Genomic DNA, 16,896 nt, shown 5'->3' on the forward strand with positions numbered 1-16,896 from the left:
CTATGATTAAGTCAACCACAAAACAAAATCCAAATGTAGCTATGCTTTTAGGAGCTGTTCCAGGGCTAGGACAGTTATATAATAAGCAAACTGCCAAAGGGCTGATGTTATTAGCTGTTTTTGGGCTAGAGCTTGTCGAGTGGCTCGTCTTTGGTATTCCAGCACTGATTGGCTTGATTACTCTAGGAGATAGGCCCGTTGTTGATCATTCGCTATTTCTTTTAATTAAGGGGTCAATGCAACTCATTTTGACGATTGTAATGGTGCTTATCCATGCGGCAAGTATACGTGATGCTAAGTTAACAGCAGAGCGACTCAATCGTGGCGAGAAGGTACCATTGAGTCTAAAAGAGACGATGGATGGGGTTTATGAAAATGGATTCCCTTATCTTTTAATCATCCCAGCGTATCTTGCAATGGCTTTTGCGATTGTTTTTCCAGTAGTGGTAACTCTCTTTATTGCTTTTACCAATTATGATTTTCGCCATATTCCACCACAGAAATTATTGGATTGGGTGGGCGGTAAAAACTTTATGAATATGGTACAATTAAGCACTTTCCGTAAAGCTTTTGGTTCAGTATTAAGTTGGACATTTATTTGGACGTTTGCTGCTTCAACACTGCAAATTGTGATTGGCGTAGCAACAGCTATTATTGCTAATCAATCCTTTATTAAGTTTAGACGTCTATTCGGAGTGATTTTCCTACTCCCTTGGGCTGTACCAGCATTTATTTCAATCATGACTTTTGGAAATTTCTTCAATGACTCAATCGGTGCCATGAATGTTCAAGTTTTACCATTTATTGAAAAATTATTACCATTCTTAGATTTTGGGATTATCCCATGGAAAACCGATGCAACCTTTACAAAAATTGCTGTAATCATGGTACAGGGCTGGTTAGGGTTCCCTTATATCTATGTTTTAGTATCAGGGATTTTACAATCTATTCCAGCCGATCTGTATGAAGCTGCTACTGTTGACGGTGCTAGTGCTTGGCAAAAGTTCCGTCAAATTACCTTGCCAATGATTTTGGCAGTTGCTGCTCCAACCTTCATCTCACAATACACCTTTAACTTTAATAACTTCTCAATTATCTACCTCTTCAATAACGGTGGACCTGGGTCTGTAGGTGGTGGTGCTGGTGCAACAGATATTTTGATTTCATGGATTTACAAATTGACAACTCAGACCTCACCACAATTCTCAATGGCATCAGCCGTTACTTTGGTTATTTCATTGATTGTCATTTCAGTATCTTTGATTAGCTTTAAGAAATTTAATGCATTTGACATGGGGGACAAGTAAATGGCTAAAACTCGTGTAAACAGTTCACTTAAAATGAAACGCTTTTGGATGCAATTTTGGACGTATGCCTACTTGCTTCTGTTAGCAGTGATTATTCTTTTCCCACTGATGGTAACGGTTAGTTCAGCCTTTCGGGCAGGAAATGTCACAGCCTTTACCCTTAATTTTGATACTGAGTGGTCTCTGATTAACTTTCAAAGACTTTTTAACGAAACCTTGTATGGTACCTGGTATTTCAATACCTTGATAGTTGCCTTCTTTACGATGCTGATTCAGGTGACGGTTATTACCTTGACAGGTTATGCTTACAGCCGTTATAATTTTATTGGACGCAAAAAGAGCTTGATGTTCTTCTTAATTATCCAAATGGTACCAACAATGGCAGCCTTGACCGCTTACTTTGTTATGGCATGGCTCTTTAATGCCTTAAATCAATACTGGTTCTTGATTTTAATTTATGTCGGTGGCGGTATCCCGATGAATGCCTGGTTGATGAAAGGCTATTTTGATACGGTGCCTTATGACTTGGATGAGTCAGCTAAATTAGATGGCGCAGGGCACTTACGTATCTTTGCTCAAATCGTCTTACCACTAGTAAGGCCAATGATTGCCGTGCAAGCCCTCTGGGCATTTATGGGACCATTTGGTGATTACATGCTTGCTAAATTCTTGCTTCGTTCTCAAGAAAACTATACTGTAGCTGTCGGGTTACAAACCTTTATTTCTGATGCTAAAAACCAAAAAGTAACCTTATTTGCTGCAGGAGCCATCTTAATTGCCGTCCCTATCTCAGTATTATTCTTCTTCCTGCAAAAGAATTTCGTGTCAGGTTTGACAAACGGAGGTACAAAAGGTTAGGGAGAAGTCAAGGAGTTTACCATGTTATCTCAGAAATTTCCCTTTTCTTATGTGACCAATATGCTGACGCCTCGCAACATGTTTGCGGGGCGAACGGCTTATTCTTGGTGGCAATTACTTGTGATTGTCATCTTTCTAAATGCCCTCATCTTAATGCCTGTCAGCTTTCATTATGCTGGTATGGAGACGTATCAGATTGACCGAATTGTTGACAATGGTTTAGCTGCGGTGACCGAAAAGACCTATCCGGCTCTGCGAGGTGGAAGTATTCAAGAAGGCCGTTTTTCAGGAGTATCTCAGTTGATTGAGACAGAAGAAGCTGTTATAGCGGTTCTTCCTGATGCTAAAACACAGGAAGCCTTAGCCCAATCACAGAAGTATGGTATCGTGTTAACGACTGATAAATGGTATTTTTACTACCCGAATGGTTCAGTTATTGAGAGCTTTCTTTCAGGGCAATACAATTTGTCACAATTAACGAGCCGGAACGCTGTTTTAGACTTCCTAAACCAACAATGGTACAATAGTCATAGAGCAGAAGTTTTCGTCTTTGTTATGCTTGTCTATGCAGCACTACTTTATCTTGGAAGTGGTTTAGTTGTCATTGCAGGAGGAGTTACGCTTTATTTAACACGTAAAGCAGGCATCTTTGATTTGAAAACTTTTAAAGGCTGTGTAGGCTTGTTGGCCAACTGTCTAGGTCTTCCAAGTCTGTTAGCAGTGTTAGCCAATTTGACAGGTTTAGTAGAAAATCCTATCATGGTTATGAACACGCAAGTATTTGGTAGTATTTTAATGCTAATGGTAGTATTATATCGCACGGGATTTCGTGATAAACAATTGAGGAAATAAGTATGGTTACGATTAAAGATGTTGCAGAGCGGGCTGGCGTTAATGCCTCGACAGTGAGTCGGGCGTTAAAAGACAGTTCGACTATTTCACAAAAAACAAAAGAAAAAGTGAAGAAGGCAATGGCAGAGCTTGGCTATGTGCCAAATGTGGCTGCGAAGATGCTAGCTAGTGGTCTAACACATGCTGTTGGTGTGATTTTTCCGCCTCTTTCTAATGAAGAGCGCGTGACGCACCCCTTCTTTATGGAGATTTTGACCGTTATCAATGATGAGGCGAAAAAACGCGATTTTACTGTGTCAATAGCAACTGGAAGTACTGTTGATGAATTGAAAGAGCAAGTTCAGTTGATGTATCGCCAACGTTTGGTAGATGGTTTTATTGTTCTTTATTCTTCAACGGACGATCCTGTTCGGCGCTATCTGATGGAAAATAAAATTCCCTTTGTTATTGTTGGGCAGCCAGAAGAATTTGAAAATGAGGTCACATATGTTGATAATGATAACCAACTTATGTCAAAAACAGCAGTTGATTACATGAATCAACGAGGTCATGAAAAAATGCTGTTTATTACCGATGACCTACAAAGTGAAATCTTTTCCGAGCGCTACATCGGTTACCTCAAGGGATTGAATAAGTTGCAGCTAGAAAATCATTCCGCTGTCTTGTTTAATCGTAAAGATCCTGAAGGGTTAGAGAAATTTATTGAAACCATTCACCACCATCATATAACAGCATTGATTGTTATCGATGACATGTTGGCCTTACGAGTGATGCAGTTCCTTTCTTTCTATGATTTAAAAGTCCCAGATGATATATCAATTATTTCCTTCAATAACTCTGTCTATGCTAAAATCATGCATCCGTATTTAACCAGTTTTGATATCAATGTCAAAAGATTAGGGCGTTCAAGCCTTGTGCGCTTACTTGATATGGTTGAAAAACGCATGCCTCATACAGAACGTGTCATCATCCCGTTCTTATTGAAAGAAAGAGAAACCGTGAGGAATTTATTAAAAGGTTAAACTAGGAAGAGTTATAGTTTAGTAAGTTTTTTCTGAAAAATCTGAGTTATCTCAGATTTTTTTGTAAATTTACAAGAATTTGCTTGACTTGCGCAAACGCTTGCGTTATGATAGTTATAGAATATCGCAGGAGGAATTCCGTATGAAGAAACGTTTAAGTGGTGTCTTGATGTCAGTAACATCTCTTCCAGGACTACAGGGAGTTGGTACTTTTGGTCAAGCGGCTTATCAATTTGTAGATTTTTTAAAAGAAACAAAACAAACTTACTGGCAGATTTTACCCCTAACAACAACAAGTTATGGAGACTCACCCTATCAATCTTTTTCTGCCATTGCAGGAAATACCCATCTGATTGATTTGGATTTATTATCTCAAGCGGGTTATTTGGATACGACAATTTATGAAAATATCAATTTTGGTGATAATCCAGAGGAAGTTGATTACGCACGTATCTATGAACTCCGTCGTCCAATTTTAGAACAAGCGGTTGCTGGATTTTTAGCCAGTGAGGATGGGCCTGCTCAGTTAGCAGAATTTGAACAGGCAGAGCAGTCATGGTTAGCTGATTTTGCTGAGTTTATGGCTATCAAAGAACACTTTGGCAATCGAGCGCTTCAAGAGTGGGACGACTTGTCTATTGTGGAACGCCAACCAGAAGCTCTAGAAAAATATCGCCAGCAATTAGCAGATAAAATCACTTATTTCAAGGTGACGCAATATTTCTTCTTCCAACAATGGAAAGCCTTAAAAACGTATGCCAATGAGCAAGGTATTCAAATTATTGGTGACATGCCAATCTATGTATCAGCTGACAGTGTGGAAGTTTGGACCATGCCTGAGCTCTTTAAAGTAAGTGCTGATAAGAAACCAATCTTCATTGCAGGGTGTCCACCGGATGAATTTTCAGATGTAGGTCAACTTTGGGGTAACCCAATCTACGCATGGGATAAACATGCTGAAACAGACTTTGCATGGTGGGTTTACCGTATCAAAGAAAGTTTTAAAATTTATGACCTGCTTCGCATTGACCACTTCAAAGGTTTTTCAGATTATTGGGAAATTCCAGCAGGATCTGACACTGCCCGACCAGGGAAGTGGGTGTCTGGACCAGGTGTTGCATTGTTTGATGCAGTGAAAAGAGAACTTGGTGACTTACCAATTATTGCTGAAAACCTTGGGTATATTGATGAGAAAGCTGAAAAATTATTGGCAGACACAGCTTTTCCAGGCATGAAAATTATGGAATTTGGTCTCTTTGATACAACTGGTCAAAGCTTTGATCTTCCACATTTTTACACGTCAAACACAATTGCCTATACTGGTACTCATGATAATGAAGTGGTCAATGGTTGGTATGACAATTTATCAGAAGAACAACAGAACTTTGTTGACAAATATTTGCACCGCTCAGTAGATGAGCCAATTACGCAAGCAATGTTGCGTACGCTTTATGCTACTGTTAGTGATGTGGCAATTGCATGTATGCAGGACATTTTGGATAAGGGTGCTGAATCTCGTATCAATATGCCAAATACTGTCGGTGGTAACTGGCAATGGCGTATGCTTGCAGAAGATTTAACGCCTGAACGCAAAGCATTTTTAACAGATATTACTGAGCTTTACGCTCGTACTCCAGAGAAATAAAGAAAGGATTGAGTGTTAGCATTTAAACGGAGCTAACATTATCAAAATAGGAATTATGTCTGGTACATTTACGAATTATCTTGAAACAAAAGGATACGTTTTGGCTCAAATGAGCAACGAGGAAATCTATGTAGCGCTTTTGAATTTTGTCAAAGAAGCTGCTGCAAGCAAAGGAAAAAACACAGCAAAACGTAAAGTTTACTACATTTCAGCTGAATTTTTGATTGGTAAACTTTTATCAAATAATTTGATTAACCTAGGTATCTACAAAGACATCAAAGAAGAATTGGCACAAGCTGGAAAATCAATTGCAGAAATTGAGGATGTAGAGCCAGAACCATCACTTGGTAACGGTGGTCTTGGACGTTTAGCATCATGCTTTATTGACTCTATCTCTAGCTTAGCAATAAATGGTGAAGGTGTGGGTCTTAACTACCACTGTGGTTTGTTCAAGCAAGTCTTTAAACAAAACCAACAAGAAGCAGAAGCAAACTTCTGGATTGAGAATGATTCATGGTTGGTTCCAACAGATATTTCTTACGAGGTGCCTTTCAAAGATTTCACATTAAAATCTCGTTTGGATCGCATTGATGTTCTTGGCTACAAAAAAGAGACTAAGAACTACCTTAACCTGTTTGACATTGATGGACTAGATTACGGTCTCATTAAAGATGGAATTTCATTTGATAAGACAGAGATTCAGAAAAACCTTACCCTTTTCCTTTACCCAGATGACTCTGACAAAAATGGTGAATTGCTTCGCATTTACCAACAATATTTTATGGTGTCAAACGCTGCACAGCTCTTGATTGATGAAGCGATTGAGCGTGGTTCAAACCTTCACGACCTTCACGAGTATGCTTATGTACAAATCAACGACACTCACCCATCAATGGTTATCCCTGAGTTGATTCGTCTCTTGACTGAAAAGCATGGCTTTGACTTTGAAGAAGCAGTAGCAGTTGTCTCAAAAATGGTTGGTTACACTAACCACACCATCCTTGCAGAAGCTTTGGAAAAATGGCCACTTGACTACCTCAATGAAGTGGTGCCACATTTAGTGACCATCATTGAAAAGTTGGATGCAATGATTGCCCAAAAAGTGCCAGACGTAGCCCTTCACATCATTGATGAGAATTACCGCGTTCACATGGCGCACATGGATATTCATTTTGCAACATCCGTTAACGGTGTAGCAGCCCTCCACACAGAAATCCTTAAAAACTCAGAACTTAAAGGATTTTACGAGTTATACCCTGAAAAATTCAACAACAAAACGAACGGAATCACTTTCCGTCGTTGGTTAGAATTTGCCAACCAAGATTTGGCTGATTACATTAAAGTTTTGATTAGTGATGATTACTTAACGGATGCGACAAAACTTGAAAAACTGTTAGCTTTTGCTGATGATCAAGCGGTGCATGCGAAATTAGCAGAAATCAAGCATAATAACAAATTAACTCTTAAACGTTATTTGAAAGAAAATAAAGGCATTGAATTTGACGAAAACTCTATTGTTGACACTCAAATTAAACGTTTCCACGAGTACAAGCGCCAACAAATGAATGCCCTTTACGTGATTCATAAATACTTGGAAATCAAGCGTGGCAATCTTCCAAAACGCAAAATTACCGTTATTTTTGGTGGTAAAGCTGCACCAGCTTATATCATTGCTCAGGACATTATCCACCTTATCCTATGCTTGTCTGAATTGATTAACAATGACCCGGAAGTAAGCCCATATCTCAATGTTCACCTTGTAGAAAACTACAATGTAACAGTAGCTGAGCATTTGATTCCTGCGACAGACATTTCAGAGCAAATTTCGCTCGCCTCAAAAGAAGCATCCGGAACTGGGAATATGAAATTCATGCTAAATGGTGCTTTGACTCTAGGTACCATGGATGGTGCCAATGTGGAAATAGCAGAGTTAGCAGGTGCTGAAAACATCTATACATTTGGTAAAGATTCCGATACCATTATTGACCTTTATGCAACAAGTGGTTACGTTTCTAAAAAATATTATGACGAGCATCCAGTCATCAAAGAAGCAGTGAACTTTATTATTAATCCGCTTCTTCTGAACTTAGGCAATGAGGAACGCTTGGAACGTCTCTACCTGGAATTGCTTAACAAAGACTGGTTCATGACCTTGATTGACTTAGAAGAATATATCGGAGTCAAGGAACAAATGTTGTCTGATTATGAAGATCAAACCGCTTGGATGACAAAAGTCATTAAAAACATTGCTAAAGCAGGTTTCTTCTCATCTGACCGTACCATAGAACAGTACAACAAAGACATTTGGCACTCAAACTCATTGTAAAAATAATCATTTGGATGTATTACTATCAGAAAAAAGCTCTTTTCCAATAATTTTGGAAAGGAGCTTTTTGTGATAACTCGGGAGAAGAAAAAATTATAGTGGATTGAGAAAATAATAGGACAAGGCTAGGAGCTGCCGATAGAACTAGAGTTCATCAAAGCTACTTAATGATGTCCTGACCTTTATTCAATCCACTATAGTACGACGATAAAGGATAATCATAGTTGGAAATTGAAATGAGACTTCATTAATATTAAGGAGGTTGCTTTAAAACAATAGGAATTACAAATGTTTAAAAATATAGCGTAATGGAACCTTACCTTTCGTTGTCTAAGAGAACCTTCCTACTTGCATGAACTACAACTAGCTTAGCATCGTCTAAGACGTACATACCTTGGAAATCTCCTGTATTTAGAGCTGCAATGGCCTCATTGGAGAAGTGCTGAGCATGGAGGTCAAATGTTATCGTTTTGTGGTCAAGGAGTGCGGAGAAACGCTTATAATCTTTGCCATGTTCTAGTACCAATTGTTCAGGGAGTTGCTCAATAGTAGCAATACGTTCTTTGATTTCTAAATCAAGAACTTTTGCTACTTTAAAGATATGGTAAGTACCTTCGGTATCTCCTTTTTCGATTAAGAGGGCACCATAGTGATCAGTGTTTATGGTTACTGCGATACCAATAGCTCCAGTATTGATTTTAGTTTCTTTAGTATCAATATCAATGGTAAATTTTTCCTGATGTTCGGTTTGTCTGAGTGCTAGAAAACTTGGTGTTCCTACATTGGATAATGTGAGAGAAGAGCCAGACAGGATTAGTGTTCCATTTGTAAGACTCAATCTGGCTGTTAGAGAATCTCTAAGGCTAACCCATTCGGGATGTAATTTATCTTCTGAAAAATCATCAACAAAGTCAGTTAAGTCTTGATTTTTGAGTGTTTTAGCATGTTCTGGGAAATCTGTTAAATCAACTGTAAGTGTTGGAGTACCATTGTAAATACTTGGCCACTCCGTTGACCAATCAACGGGGTATAATAATGTTTCACGGCCAATATTGGTAATTTGGATGTGATCAATGGCAGTAGGACGAGTTCCCAAGCAAGTCAACCACCAATTACCCGAAGCGTCTTGGAAGAGATCGGCATGACCAATATTTTGCAAAGGTTCATCCGCACGATCTCGATTAGTGAAAAGCGGATTTTGTGGTGCTTCTTCGTAAGGCCCCCATAAGGACTTGCTACGGAACATGGTAATCATATGCCCTAATCCAGTTCCACCTTCTGCGGCTAAGAGATAGTACCAGTCGTTTCGTTTAATGATATGTGGCCCTTCGACATCACGTCCACCAGTTCCTAGACTTAGGACTTTTGGGCCTTTAAGAATAGTACCACTAGTAATATCAATTTCAACTTGCTGAATGGCTTTAGTGCCTTTATTATCAATATAACCCGTAAACTGGACATAGGCTCTGCCATTTTCAAAAAAGAGATCAGGATCAATACCAAAAATATCGACAACGACACGGTTTCGCTCCCAGATAATATGTCTACCATCGTCACTTAAAGTGCCACGGATAATAAAGTTTTTAAACTCAGCGAAGTTAGTTGTAATAACATAGAAATGACCGTCGTGATAGCGAATGCAGACTGCAAAAATACCTTCATTAGATTTGGAAGAACGTAAATCAGCCTGGCTGACTTCTGTTACGATTGATGGTAATTTCGTCCAATTGAGAAGGTCAGTTGATTTAGAGAGTGCAATACCAGGATAATATTCAAAGGTTGAGTTAACAAGGTAAAAAGTATCCTCTACACGAACGATGGATGGGTCGGGATACATACCACGTAGGATGGGGTTTTGATAAGAAAATGCCATTTTAATCCTCCAAAAGATCAGTGCGATTGATTAGCTTGTAAGAGTTGTGTTTTTGGATAAGTTCAGCAAATTGAGGTTTTTCTCTGTAATGGTCATTTGGGAAATGGTATGCAAATCGTAATGTTTGATTTAGGTCTTTGAAAACCATAGCATGACCTCCGTTTTCACCAAATAACAAATCAGGGAGCTGTTGCCATGGACCAATCACCGAACCAGTCTCAGATTGTGCTAATCCTACTGCATATCCTGTAGTACTCCAAGAAGACCAAATCATGTATAGGTTATTTTGTTCATCCTTAAACAGAGAAGGACCATCTGTGAAATACACATCTTCATCCATGCCAAATTCTTCCTTGGCAAAAGGAACTGGCTTGGCCCAGCTAGCTTCCTTGGCAGAAAAAAGTGTTAATGGATGTTCCTCTCTTACTGAGGTTAAATCCTTGTTCAGAGGTAATAGGCACATGTCACCATCAGGGGAAGTCTCAAAAGAATGAGAAAAAATAAGATAAGGAGTCTCCTTTTCAAAGTATAAGGTGCCATCTATTGCAGCCCAATTTTCAGGCGTTAGACGATCACTGATGAGTTCAAATGGTCCGATTGGTTGATCTGCTTTTAGGACATAAATGCCCTTGGTTTGATTTTTAGCTCCTAGAGTTGTTACCATATAAAACGCATTCTGATAGGCATAAACTTCAGGAGCCCAAAAATTTTGGGTAGCAAAAAAATCATCTGTAGGTTTAAAAACCTCTATTGGTCCTTCCCAATCGGTAAGATTTTGGGAAACATAGCAGTCAAAGCCATCAGCGTCTGACCATGTTGTTTGACTTCTTGTTCCATAGAGATAGTAGGTCTCATTATGCACTAATATGTATGGATCTCGAATATTAATTTCTTGACGCTTCATAGAACTATCTTTCTAATGCCATATTAGATTGCCAAGCTGATAAGACTTCTTTAAAATTAAGTTCAGATGTATTGTTAAAGCGCTTGGTAGCCTGACTTAATTCAACTCCTCCGACAGCGATCGAAGTGGCTCCAGAAGCATTGATAGCAGATACACCAGCAACTGCATCTTCAACCCCAATACAGTCTTTAGGATTGAGATTAAGAGATTTAGCTGCTGCCAAAAAAATGTCTGGTGCAGGTTTTCCAGCAGCGACTTTAGCAGGATCAGCAATGGCGTCAAAAGCGTCTGAAAGGCCTAATTTTTTTAAGATTAATGGTCCATTTTTAGAAGCTGATGCTAGGGCGATTTTGACATGATTTGATTTGAGGTCGCTGATAAATGATGTGATGCCAGGTAGGATGTAATTTGGATTTAAAACATTTAATGCTTCTACATAGGCTTCATTTTTTTCAGCTGCTAGAGCTCTGAACTCTTCATCTGAGACTTGGATATTAAGATAATTTAAAATAACATGGAGTGAATCCTCGCGGCTAATCCCTTTGGTTTTTTCTTCTAATTCATCTGGTAAATCAGCGTTAAAGTGTTTTTTTACCAAATTTTTCCAAGCAGCAAAGTGAAAGACGGCAGTATCTGCAATCACACCGTCAAGGTCGAAAAGTGCACCTTTAAACATAGATATTTCCTTTCTAAAAAATGAGAAGAGAGTGGGACAACAATCGTTAAATCGCCAACAAATGACTCTCGCTCTCTGGTTTATAAACTTAGGCTGAAACTGTCCAGTGGACAGTTTCACTCTCACATCCGTATAGTTCAAAAGGTTTGGGAAACCTTTTAAGGTGGGGAATAAGGCGAACGAAGTTCGTCTCAATCGTTAAGGTCTGGGAGATCTTTGGAGGTTGGAAATAAGATGAACGATGTTCATCACATTCGTATAGGATGGCCGCTAACGATTGTGTGGTATTCAAATAGTCCAGTAGACTATTTGAGGTGGACACTTGAAAATGAAGAACTGTCCAGTTGCAGACCTCCAATCAACCACTGCGTCGATCTGTTATTACTATCAAAAAGAGAAGGTTGAGATATTTTGTCCCAACCTCGTTTCTCATATAAACTAGCGTTGTGCCAAAATGACAGTTGATTCTAATACTTGATTCACCATTTCGAGATTTTCCTCTGAAATGGTGATGAATGGCAAAATAGCATTTACTTTGGCTAGTGACATTTTACCAAGACCACCATTTACAGCTTCGGTATCATTTTTAAAGAAGCCTAGTATTGGATTTTCAGTATTAATGGCATCAATTTGCTCCACAAGATATGGGTCAGCCATGATTTCAGCAACCGTCGTCTCAGCAGAATAGTGCTCGATGTAATTTTCGGTTGGAATATAGCTAATAGAATAGTTACCAGCAGTCAGATTAAACTGTCCTCCTATGTGGTTAGCACCATTAATGGTCACAACGACGTTTTTAGAACGTGGAAGAGTCACTTGTGCAGTACTACCAAATGGAACACTTAGATTGAGTTTAATGGTGTGCTTGTCATCACTTTCAATCTGATAAGCGACAGCAATTTTCCCATAAGGAGAATCAAAGTGAGCGTCAATAGTATCAAGGCGATAGTCAAATTCAGGAGCAAAATCAAAGACTTTGTAGCCGTTTTGAGGGTTACGGATACCAACAATATATTTGTAAGCCCACTCCATGATAGCACCGATAGAATAATGGTTGAGAGAGTTCATTCCCTCAGGGTTCATATGACCATCCGGTTCTACGGAATTCCAACGTTCCCAGACGGTTGTTGCTCCCATATTAACAGCATATAGCCAGCTTGGTAAATCTTCCAAAAGGAAAATTTTTGTGGCTAATTTATGTTGCCCATATTTTGATAGCATTTGGTTGATGTATGGTGTTCCGATGAAACCAGTCTTAAGATGATCATCATCTTTGCTTAAACGTTTGATCAAGTCAGCAGTAACCCGTTGGCGTTGCTCTGTAGGAACCAGTTCGAATTGAAGAGCTAATGCATAAGCTGTTTGTGTATCAATAGTTAATTTACCGTTAGCTGAAATATATTCATCACGAATGGCTTTGAGAATGTTTTTAGAAAGAGTTTCATAAGCTAAGGCATCATTAGTATCGCCAATCAATTTAGCGGTTTCGGCAACAATATGTGCAGAATAGTGATAGTAAATAGATGCGATAAAATCTTCGTCTGTTTTACCTGTTGGCATAGCAGGATTTTCACCGTCTAGAGCCAACCAGTCCCCAAATTGGAAGCAGCCTGTCCAGAGATTTTCAGTTTTAGTATTGCGACCAATCCAATCAACCCAAGCCTTCATATTGTCATAATGTTCTGTTAAGATGCTAGAATCTCCCGTAGCTTGGTAACTGTTCCAAGGGACAAAGGTAGTGACATCTCCCCAAATAGCACCACCACCATCAGGATTACCAAATGATGGTGCATACATTGGGGAACGACCATCATTAAGTTTTTGTTCAATGGCAACATCTCGTAAAAATTTGCGGAAGAAGGCATAGGCATCCATGTTGAAGAGGGCTGTATTTGAGAAGACATTTGTATCTCCTGTCCAACCTAGACGTTCGTCGCGTTGCGGACAATCGGTTGGAACATCAAAGAAATTGCTCTTTTGCCCCCAGATAACATTTTGGAAAAGGCGGTTAACCTTTGGATTGTTGGTTGTAATGCTGCCTGTTGAAGGCATGTCTGAATAAACAACATCAGCCTTAAAGTCATCGGCAACGATATCGGTGAGGCCTTCCACCTTCATGTATCGGAAACCATAGTAAGTGAACTTAGGTTGTACCCATTTTTCCACACCATCTGAGATGTATTCAAAACCAGCACGGGCAGAACGAAGATTACCATTATAAAAATTATTTTCTTGTAAAATTTCGCCGACTTGTAAGAAGATACGAGTTCCTTTTGGAGAACGATTGTAGAAGCGGAAAATACCAGCGTGATTTTGTCCAAAGTCAAGAACCGTTTCACCAGCAGGTGTCTGAAGTACCTCCTGAACATCAAGGGTTTCTTTGACAATGAGAGGTAGGCTAAGACGGTCTGTTAAAACACTATTGTCAGCTTCTGCCAGAATAACAGGCTGCCAGTCTGAAATCATATTTGTATCATCACGGTCTTCTCCATAGTAAATCGAAGATTTAGTGACTTGCCCAGAGGTTGTTTCCCAACCTTCATCCGTGACAAAAACATCGTTTGTGCCATCTTCGTAAACAATATGGTATTCAGCAAGCGCGCGGTGCTGATCCCCATAGATACAATCCACGCCTTCAATAAAACCATAAGCCCCTTTAAACCAACCATCAGCAGTTGAGATAAGGAGTTCATGTTGCCCAGAAGAAAAAGCTTCTGTAACGTCGTAGGTTTGAATTTGTACCCACTCATCGTAAGCCGTTTGCCCAGGAGCTAGGAATTCTTTCCCGATTTTCTTGCCATCAATATAGGTTTCATAAACCCCAAGAGCGGTCATATAAAGACGAGCTTGTTTCACGGGTTTATCAATGGAAATAGCAGAGCGAAAAAGGGTATTTTGTACAGACTTATCCTTGTTCGCAATCCATTTGGCGCTGAAAGGTTCAGACATTTTCCCGGTTTCAAAAAAGGTTTGAGCAGTAATAATGTCTTCTGAGGATTTAATCATAACCTCAACATCATAATGCGTCCGAGGAGTGAGTTTTATAGGAACCTCAAAATGATTATTGTCATAGGCCATAAAGTCCGTTTCATAAACGACTGCTTCAGCAGTTGAGATGACTAATTTTTTTTGAACAGCTATGTCTGTATCAGCTTCGATTTTAAAATCAACGCGTAAGCTTTTTAATTCAAAACCAATAGGTTCGGTCATATGATTGATAAGAATACTTGAAATGTTCATTTATTCCTCCTCTAGTTATAATTTAGCAACGAAGTCACCGCAGAATGGGTCAACAGGATTGATACCTTCAAAGGCCTCATTACCAACAATTTTGCGAAGTACAGCTTTGACAGTCTCAGGTGTACCGGTATAGGCATTAATAAATGTTGATAGGTACGGCACGTCAAAAAGGTGGTAGGGGTTTGCAGTAGAAACAAAAACAGTTGGTAAACTTGAAGCAAACCATGGTGCGTTAGCTGCCATAAGTTGGATCCAATTTAAGCGTGTAGTGGTTTGGTTAGAGGCTGTTTCGACATTAGCAACATAAAAGGCCAAATCACATTTTTCTTTCAAATCTTCAACGCCTTCTTCAAACATTTCATGAAAATCCATCTGATAAGGGGTAACCTCAAAACCAAGTTCTGTTAAACCATCCTTGAAAAGATCAGTTACTTTCCCACCTTCTTTAAAGCCCCCTTCGTCAGAATCGCCAAGGACGACAAGACGAATTCGAGGTGTTTTATCTGGTGAAAGTGGTAATAGGTTATCACGATCTTTAACCAGTGTTACTGATTTTTGAGCAATTTTTGATGTGATAGTACCGTGTTCTTCTGTTTTTAAGGTAAGCGTTTCAGGAATAGTAATACCTAGCTTGTTATCCACGGTCAACAGTTGTTGGGACACTTTTGTTGCGATAATGCGTGTGACAGCTTCGTCAAGACGTTCTTTTGAAATGACACCGGTCTCAACTGCCTTACGGATGGCAACGTAATCTTCATCAATATTTTTATTGAACAAAATCATATCAATACCAGCATTGATGGTTTCTGCAAGAAGTTGTTCACGTGGCATAATAACGTTGTAGCCTACCATAGCTGTTGCATCAGTAATGGCTAGTCCGTTAAAACCAAGTTCTGTTCGTAAAAGTCCGTTGATCAACAGTCTTGAAGCAGAAGCTGGGCGGAGGTCCTTATCTGCAATGCTAGGACACAATTTTCTTTCCCAAGCTGGTTGATAGATATGACCAATCATGACACTTGGGGCACCTTTGTCAATTAATGTTTTGTAAATATGACCATAGGTTTTTGACCAATCTTCAGCAGATAAACTGTTAATGCTTGAGAGGAGATGTTGGTCACGTTCGTCCACACCGTCTCCAGGGAAATGTTTGATCACGGGAATGACATGATTTTCTTCTAGTCCTTTTGCCTGAGCCTGAGCCATGTGGAGTACTCGTCTGGGGTCTGAACCAAAGGTGCGCGTGTTGGTGATTGGATTTCTGAAGTTGTAATCAATATCAACGATTGGTGAGAAGCTCATGTTGCAACCGACCTGATTAGCTTCGTAGCTAGCTACTTTTCCCAGTTGATAAGCAGACTCTGTGTCATCAGTCGCCGCCATTTGCAGAGGATTTCCGAGCCAAGTTCCCTCTGAAATAATACCGTTACCACCAGATTCTAAATTAGCTGCAAAAAAGAGAGGAATATTAGCGTGATTCTGAATCGTTTGGATATTCTTTTTGATGGTTGCTGCAGAGCCAGGACGGTACATCATGCCACCAGGTTTATAAGTTTCAATAAAGGTCTCTAGATTGTCATCCTGACCGATAACAAAGAAAAGTTGACCAATTTTTTCGTCTAGGGTAAGATTATTGACGGTTTGAGCAACAAAATCGCTTTGCTCTTGTGTCAAATGAAAGGGAGATTGTGATAAGTCTACCATAGCTGTCCTCCAAATAAATCATTTTCTTCAGTTTATCAATAATTGTTAACGGAAACAATAGCTTAAAATAACCTCTATTGTGTTCATTTCACAGATTTTTGGCGAGGTGTCTATTTTATAGGAAACGCATTCAAAAAATTTGATTAATAACAAATAATAGTATATCCTTTAGGAAAAGATTGAAAGAGTAAGTCTAATGTATAGCTCTGGTCTCATATACGGATTTGAAACGAAGAATGGAGGGCTTTATGAAATATATCGTTTATGGCATCAGTATCCTATTGGGTGGAATAGGTCTTTATCTGCTGTTAGTGACTGTCTTGTCAGATGTAGGTCATTCGAAAGATAGTATGAGACTTTGGGGAATGCTTAGCATTTTACTCAGTGCAGCAATCAGAAGTATCTACAAAAGATATAACCAGCGTCGGCAACAATGACAATACTCCCCAACTGTTTTTCATGCATTTTAGACCAGCTAAGTCTGGTTTTTTG

The 16,896-nt window shown here is 39.3% G+C and carries 12 protein-coding genes; 7 read left to right on the forward strand and 5 right to left on the reverse strand.

The annotated features are described in order from the left end of the window. Positions 1-2: 2 nt before the first annotated feature. From GZ996_RS00075 to glgP, 6 genes are all read left to right on the forward strand, one after another. Positions 3-1,307 (forward strand): carbohydrate ABC transporter permease, encoded by a 1,305-nt coding sequence (locus GZ996_RS00075; RefSeq protein ID WP_156805669.1) that lies wholly within the window; start codon positions 3-5, stop codon positions 1,305-1,307. Further along, a complete protein-coding gene (locus GZ996_RS00080) occupies positions 1,308-2,165 on the forward strand; it encodes a sugar ABC transporter permease (protein WP_162011015.1) in 858 nt (285 codons plus the stop codon). A gap of 21 nt (positions 2,166-2,186) precedes the next feature. After that, positions 2,187-3,017 (forward strand): maltodextrose utilization protein malA, encoded by an 831-nt coding sequence (locus GZ996_RS00085; RefSeq protein ID WP_156805671.1) that lies wholly within the window; start codon positions 2,187-2,189, stop codon positions 3,015-3,017. A 2-nt stretch (positions 3,018-3,019) separates the two neighbouring features. Then, on the forward strand, positions 3,020-4,039 hold the full coding sequence (locus GZ996_RS00090) for a LacI family DNA-binding transcriptional regulator (RefSeq protein WP_156805672.1): 1,020 nt from the start codon (positions 3,020-3,022) through the stop codon (positions 4,037-4,039). Between the two features lie 121 nt (positions 4,040-4,160). Continuing rightward, complete coding sequence (malQ, locus tag GZ996_RS00095) at positions 4,161-5,684, forward strand: 4-alpha-glucanotransferase (protein WP_338014789.1); 1,524 nt, start codon at positions 4,161-4,163, stop codon at positions 5,682-5,684. A 55-nt stretch (positions 5,685-5,739) separates the two neighbouring features. Beyond that, positions 5,740-8,010 (forward strand): glycogen/starch/alpha-glucan family phosphorylase, encoded by a 2,271-nt coding sequence (gene glgP, locus GZ996_RS00100; protein ID WP_162011017.1) that lies wholly within the window; start codon positions 5,740-5,742, stop codon positions 8,008-8,010. A 316-nt stretch (positions 8,011-8,326) separates the two neighbouring features. On the opposite strand, the gene GZ996_RS00105 is transcribed toward glgP, so the two are convergent. The 5 genes from GZ996_RS00105 to GZ996_RS00125 all read right to left on the reverse strand — a co-directional run bounded on the left by GZ996_RS00105 (position 8,327) and on the right by GZ996_RS00125 (position 16,404). Then, on the reverse strand, positions 8,327-9,883 hold the full coding sequence (locus GZ996_RS00105) for a glycoside hydrolase family 43 protein (protein WP_162011018.1): 1,557 nt from the start codon (positions 9,881-9,883) through the stop codon (positions 8,327-8,329). Between the two features lies 1 nt (position 9,884). Beyond that, the gene (locus GZ996_RS00110) at positions 9,885-10,787 is read right to left on the reverse strand and encodes a glycoside hydrolase family 43 protein (protein ID WP_162011019.1); all 903 of its coding nucleotides are present in this window, start codon (positions 10,785-10,787) and stop codon (positions 9,885-9,887) included. Between the two features lie 4 nt (positions 10,788-10,791). Continuing rightward, positions 10,792-11,463 (reverse strand): beta-phosphoglucomutase, encoded by a 672-nt coding sequence (gene pgmB, locus GZ996_RS00115; RefSeq protein ID WP_161979346.1) that lies wholly within the window; start codon positions 11,461-11,463, stop codon positions 10,792-10,794. A 438-nt stretch (positions 11,464-11,901) separates the two neighbouring features. Next, a complete protein-coding gene (locus GZ996_RS00120) occupies positions 11,902-14,703 on the reverse strand; it encodes an alpha-L-rhamnosidase (RefSeq protein ID WP_162011020.1) in 2,802 nt (933 codons plus the stop codon). A gap of 15 nt (positions 14,704-14,718) precedes the next feature. After that, on the reverse strand, positions 14,719-16,404 hold the full coding sequence (locus GZ996_RS00125; RefSeq protein WP_162011021.1) for a glycoside hydrolase family 3 protein: 1,686 nt from the start codon (positions 16,402-16,404) through the stop codon (positions 14,719-14,721). A gap of 248 nt (positions 16,405-16,652) precedes the next feature. Between GZ996_RS00125 and GZ996_RS00130 the strand changes: the two genes are divergently transcribed. Then, positions 16,653-16,841, forward strand: a complete 189-nt coding sequence (locus GZ996_RS00130; RefSeq protein WP_162011022.1) for a hypothetical protein — start codon at positions 16,653-16,655, stop codon at positions 16,839-16,841. The last annotated feature ends 55 nt before the right edge of the window (positions 16,842-16,896 follow it).

The organism is Streptococcus sp. S784/96/1 (assembly GCF_902729355.1).
GTDB classification, from domain to species: Bacteria; Bacillota; Bacilli; order Lactobacillales; family Streptococcaceae; genus Streptococcus; species Streptococcus caledonicus.

Excerpts from the sequence above, each read along its gene's own strand:
- GZ996_RS00075 (WP_156805669.1), top strand. The coding sequence starts at position 3 with ATGATTAAGTCAACCACAAAACAAAATCCAAATGTAGCTATGCTTTTA.
- GZ996_RS00080 (WP_162011015.1), top strand. The coding sequence starts at position 1,308 with ATGGCTAAAACTCGTGTAAACAGTTCACTTAAAATGAAACGCTTTTGG.
- GZ996_RS00085 (WP_156805671.1), top strand. The coding sequence starts at position 2,187 with ATGTTATCTCAGAAATTTCCCTTTTCTTATGTGACCAATATGCTGACG.
- GZ996_RS00090 (WP_156805672.1), top strand. The coding sequence starts at position 3,020 with ATGGTTACGATTAAAGATGTTGCAGAGCGGGCTGGCGTTAATGCCTCG.
- glgP (WP_162011017.1), top strand. The coding sequence starts at position 5,740 with ATGTCTGGTACATTTACGAATTATCTTGAAACAAAAGGATACGTTTTG.
- GZ996_RS00105 (WP_162011018.1), bottom strand. The coding sequence starts at position 9,883 with ATGGCATTTTCTTATCAAAACCCCATCCTACGTGGTATGTATCCCGAC.
- GZ996_RS00110 (WP_162011019.1), bottom strand. The coding sequence starts at position 10,787 with ATGAAGCGTCAAGAAATTAATATTCGAGATCCATACATATTAGTGCAT.
- pgmB (WP_161979346.1), bottom strand. The coding sequence starts at position 11,463 with ATGTTTAAAGGTGCACTTTTCGACCTTGACGGTGTGATTGCAGATACT.
- GZ996_RS00120 (WP_162011020.1), bottom strand. The coding sequence starts at position 14,703 with ATGAACATTTCAAGTATTCTTATCAATCATATGACCGAACCTATTGGT.
- GZ996_RS00125 (WP_162011021.1), bottom strand. The coding sequence starts at position 16,404 with ATGGTAGACTTATCACAATCTCCCTTTCATTTGACACAAGAGCAAAGC.
- GZ996_RS00130 (WP_162011022.1), top strand. The coding sequence starts at position 16,653 with ATGAAATATATCGTTTATGGCATCAGTATCCTATTGGGTGGAATAGGT.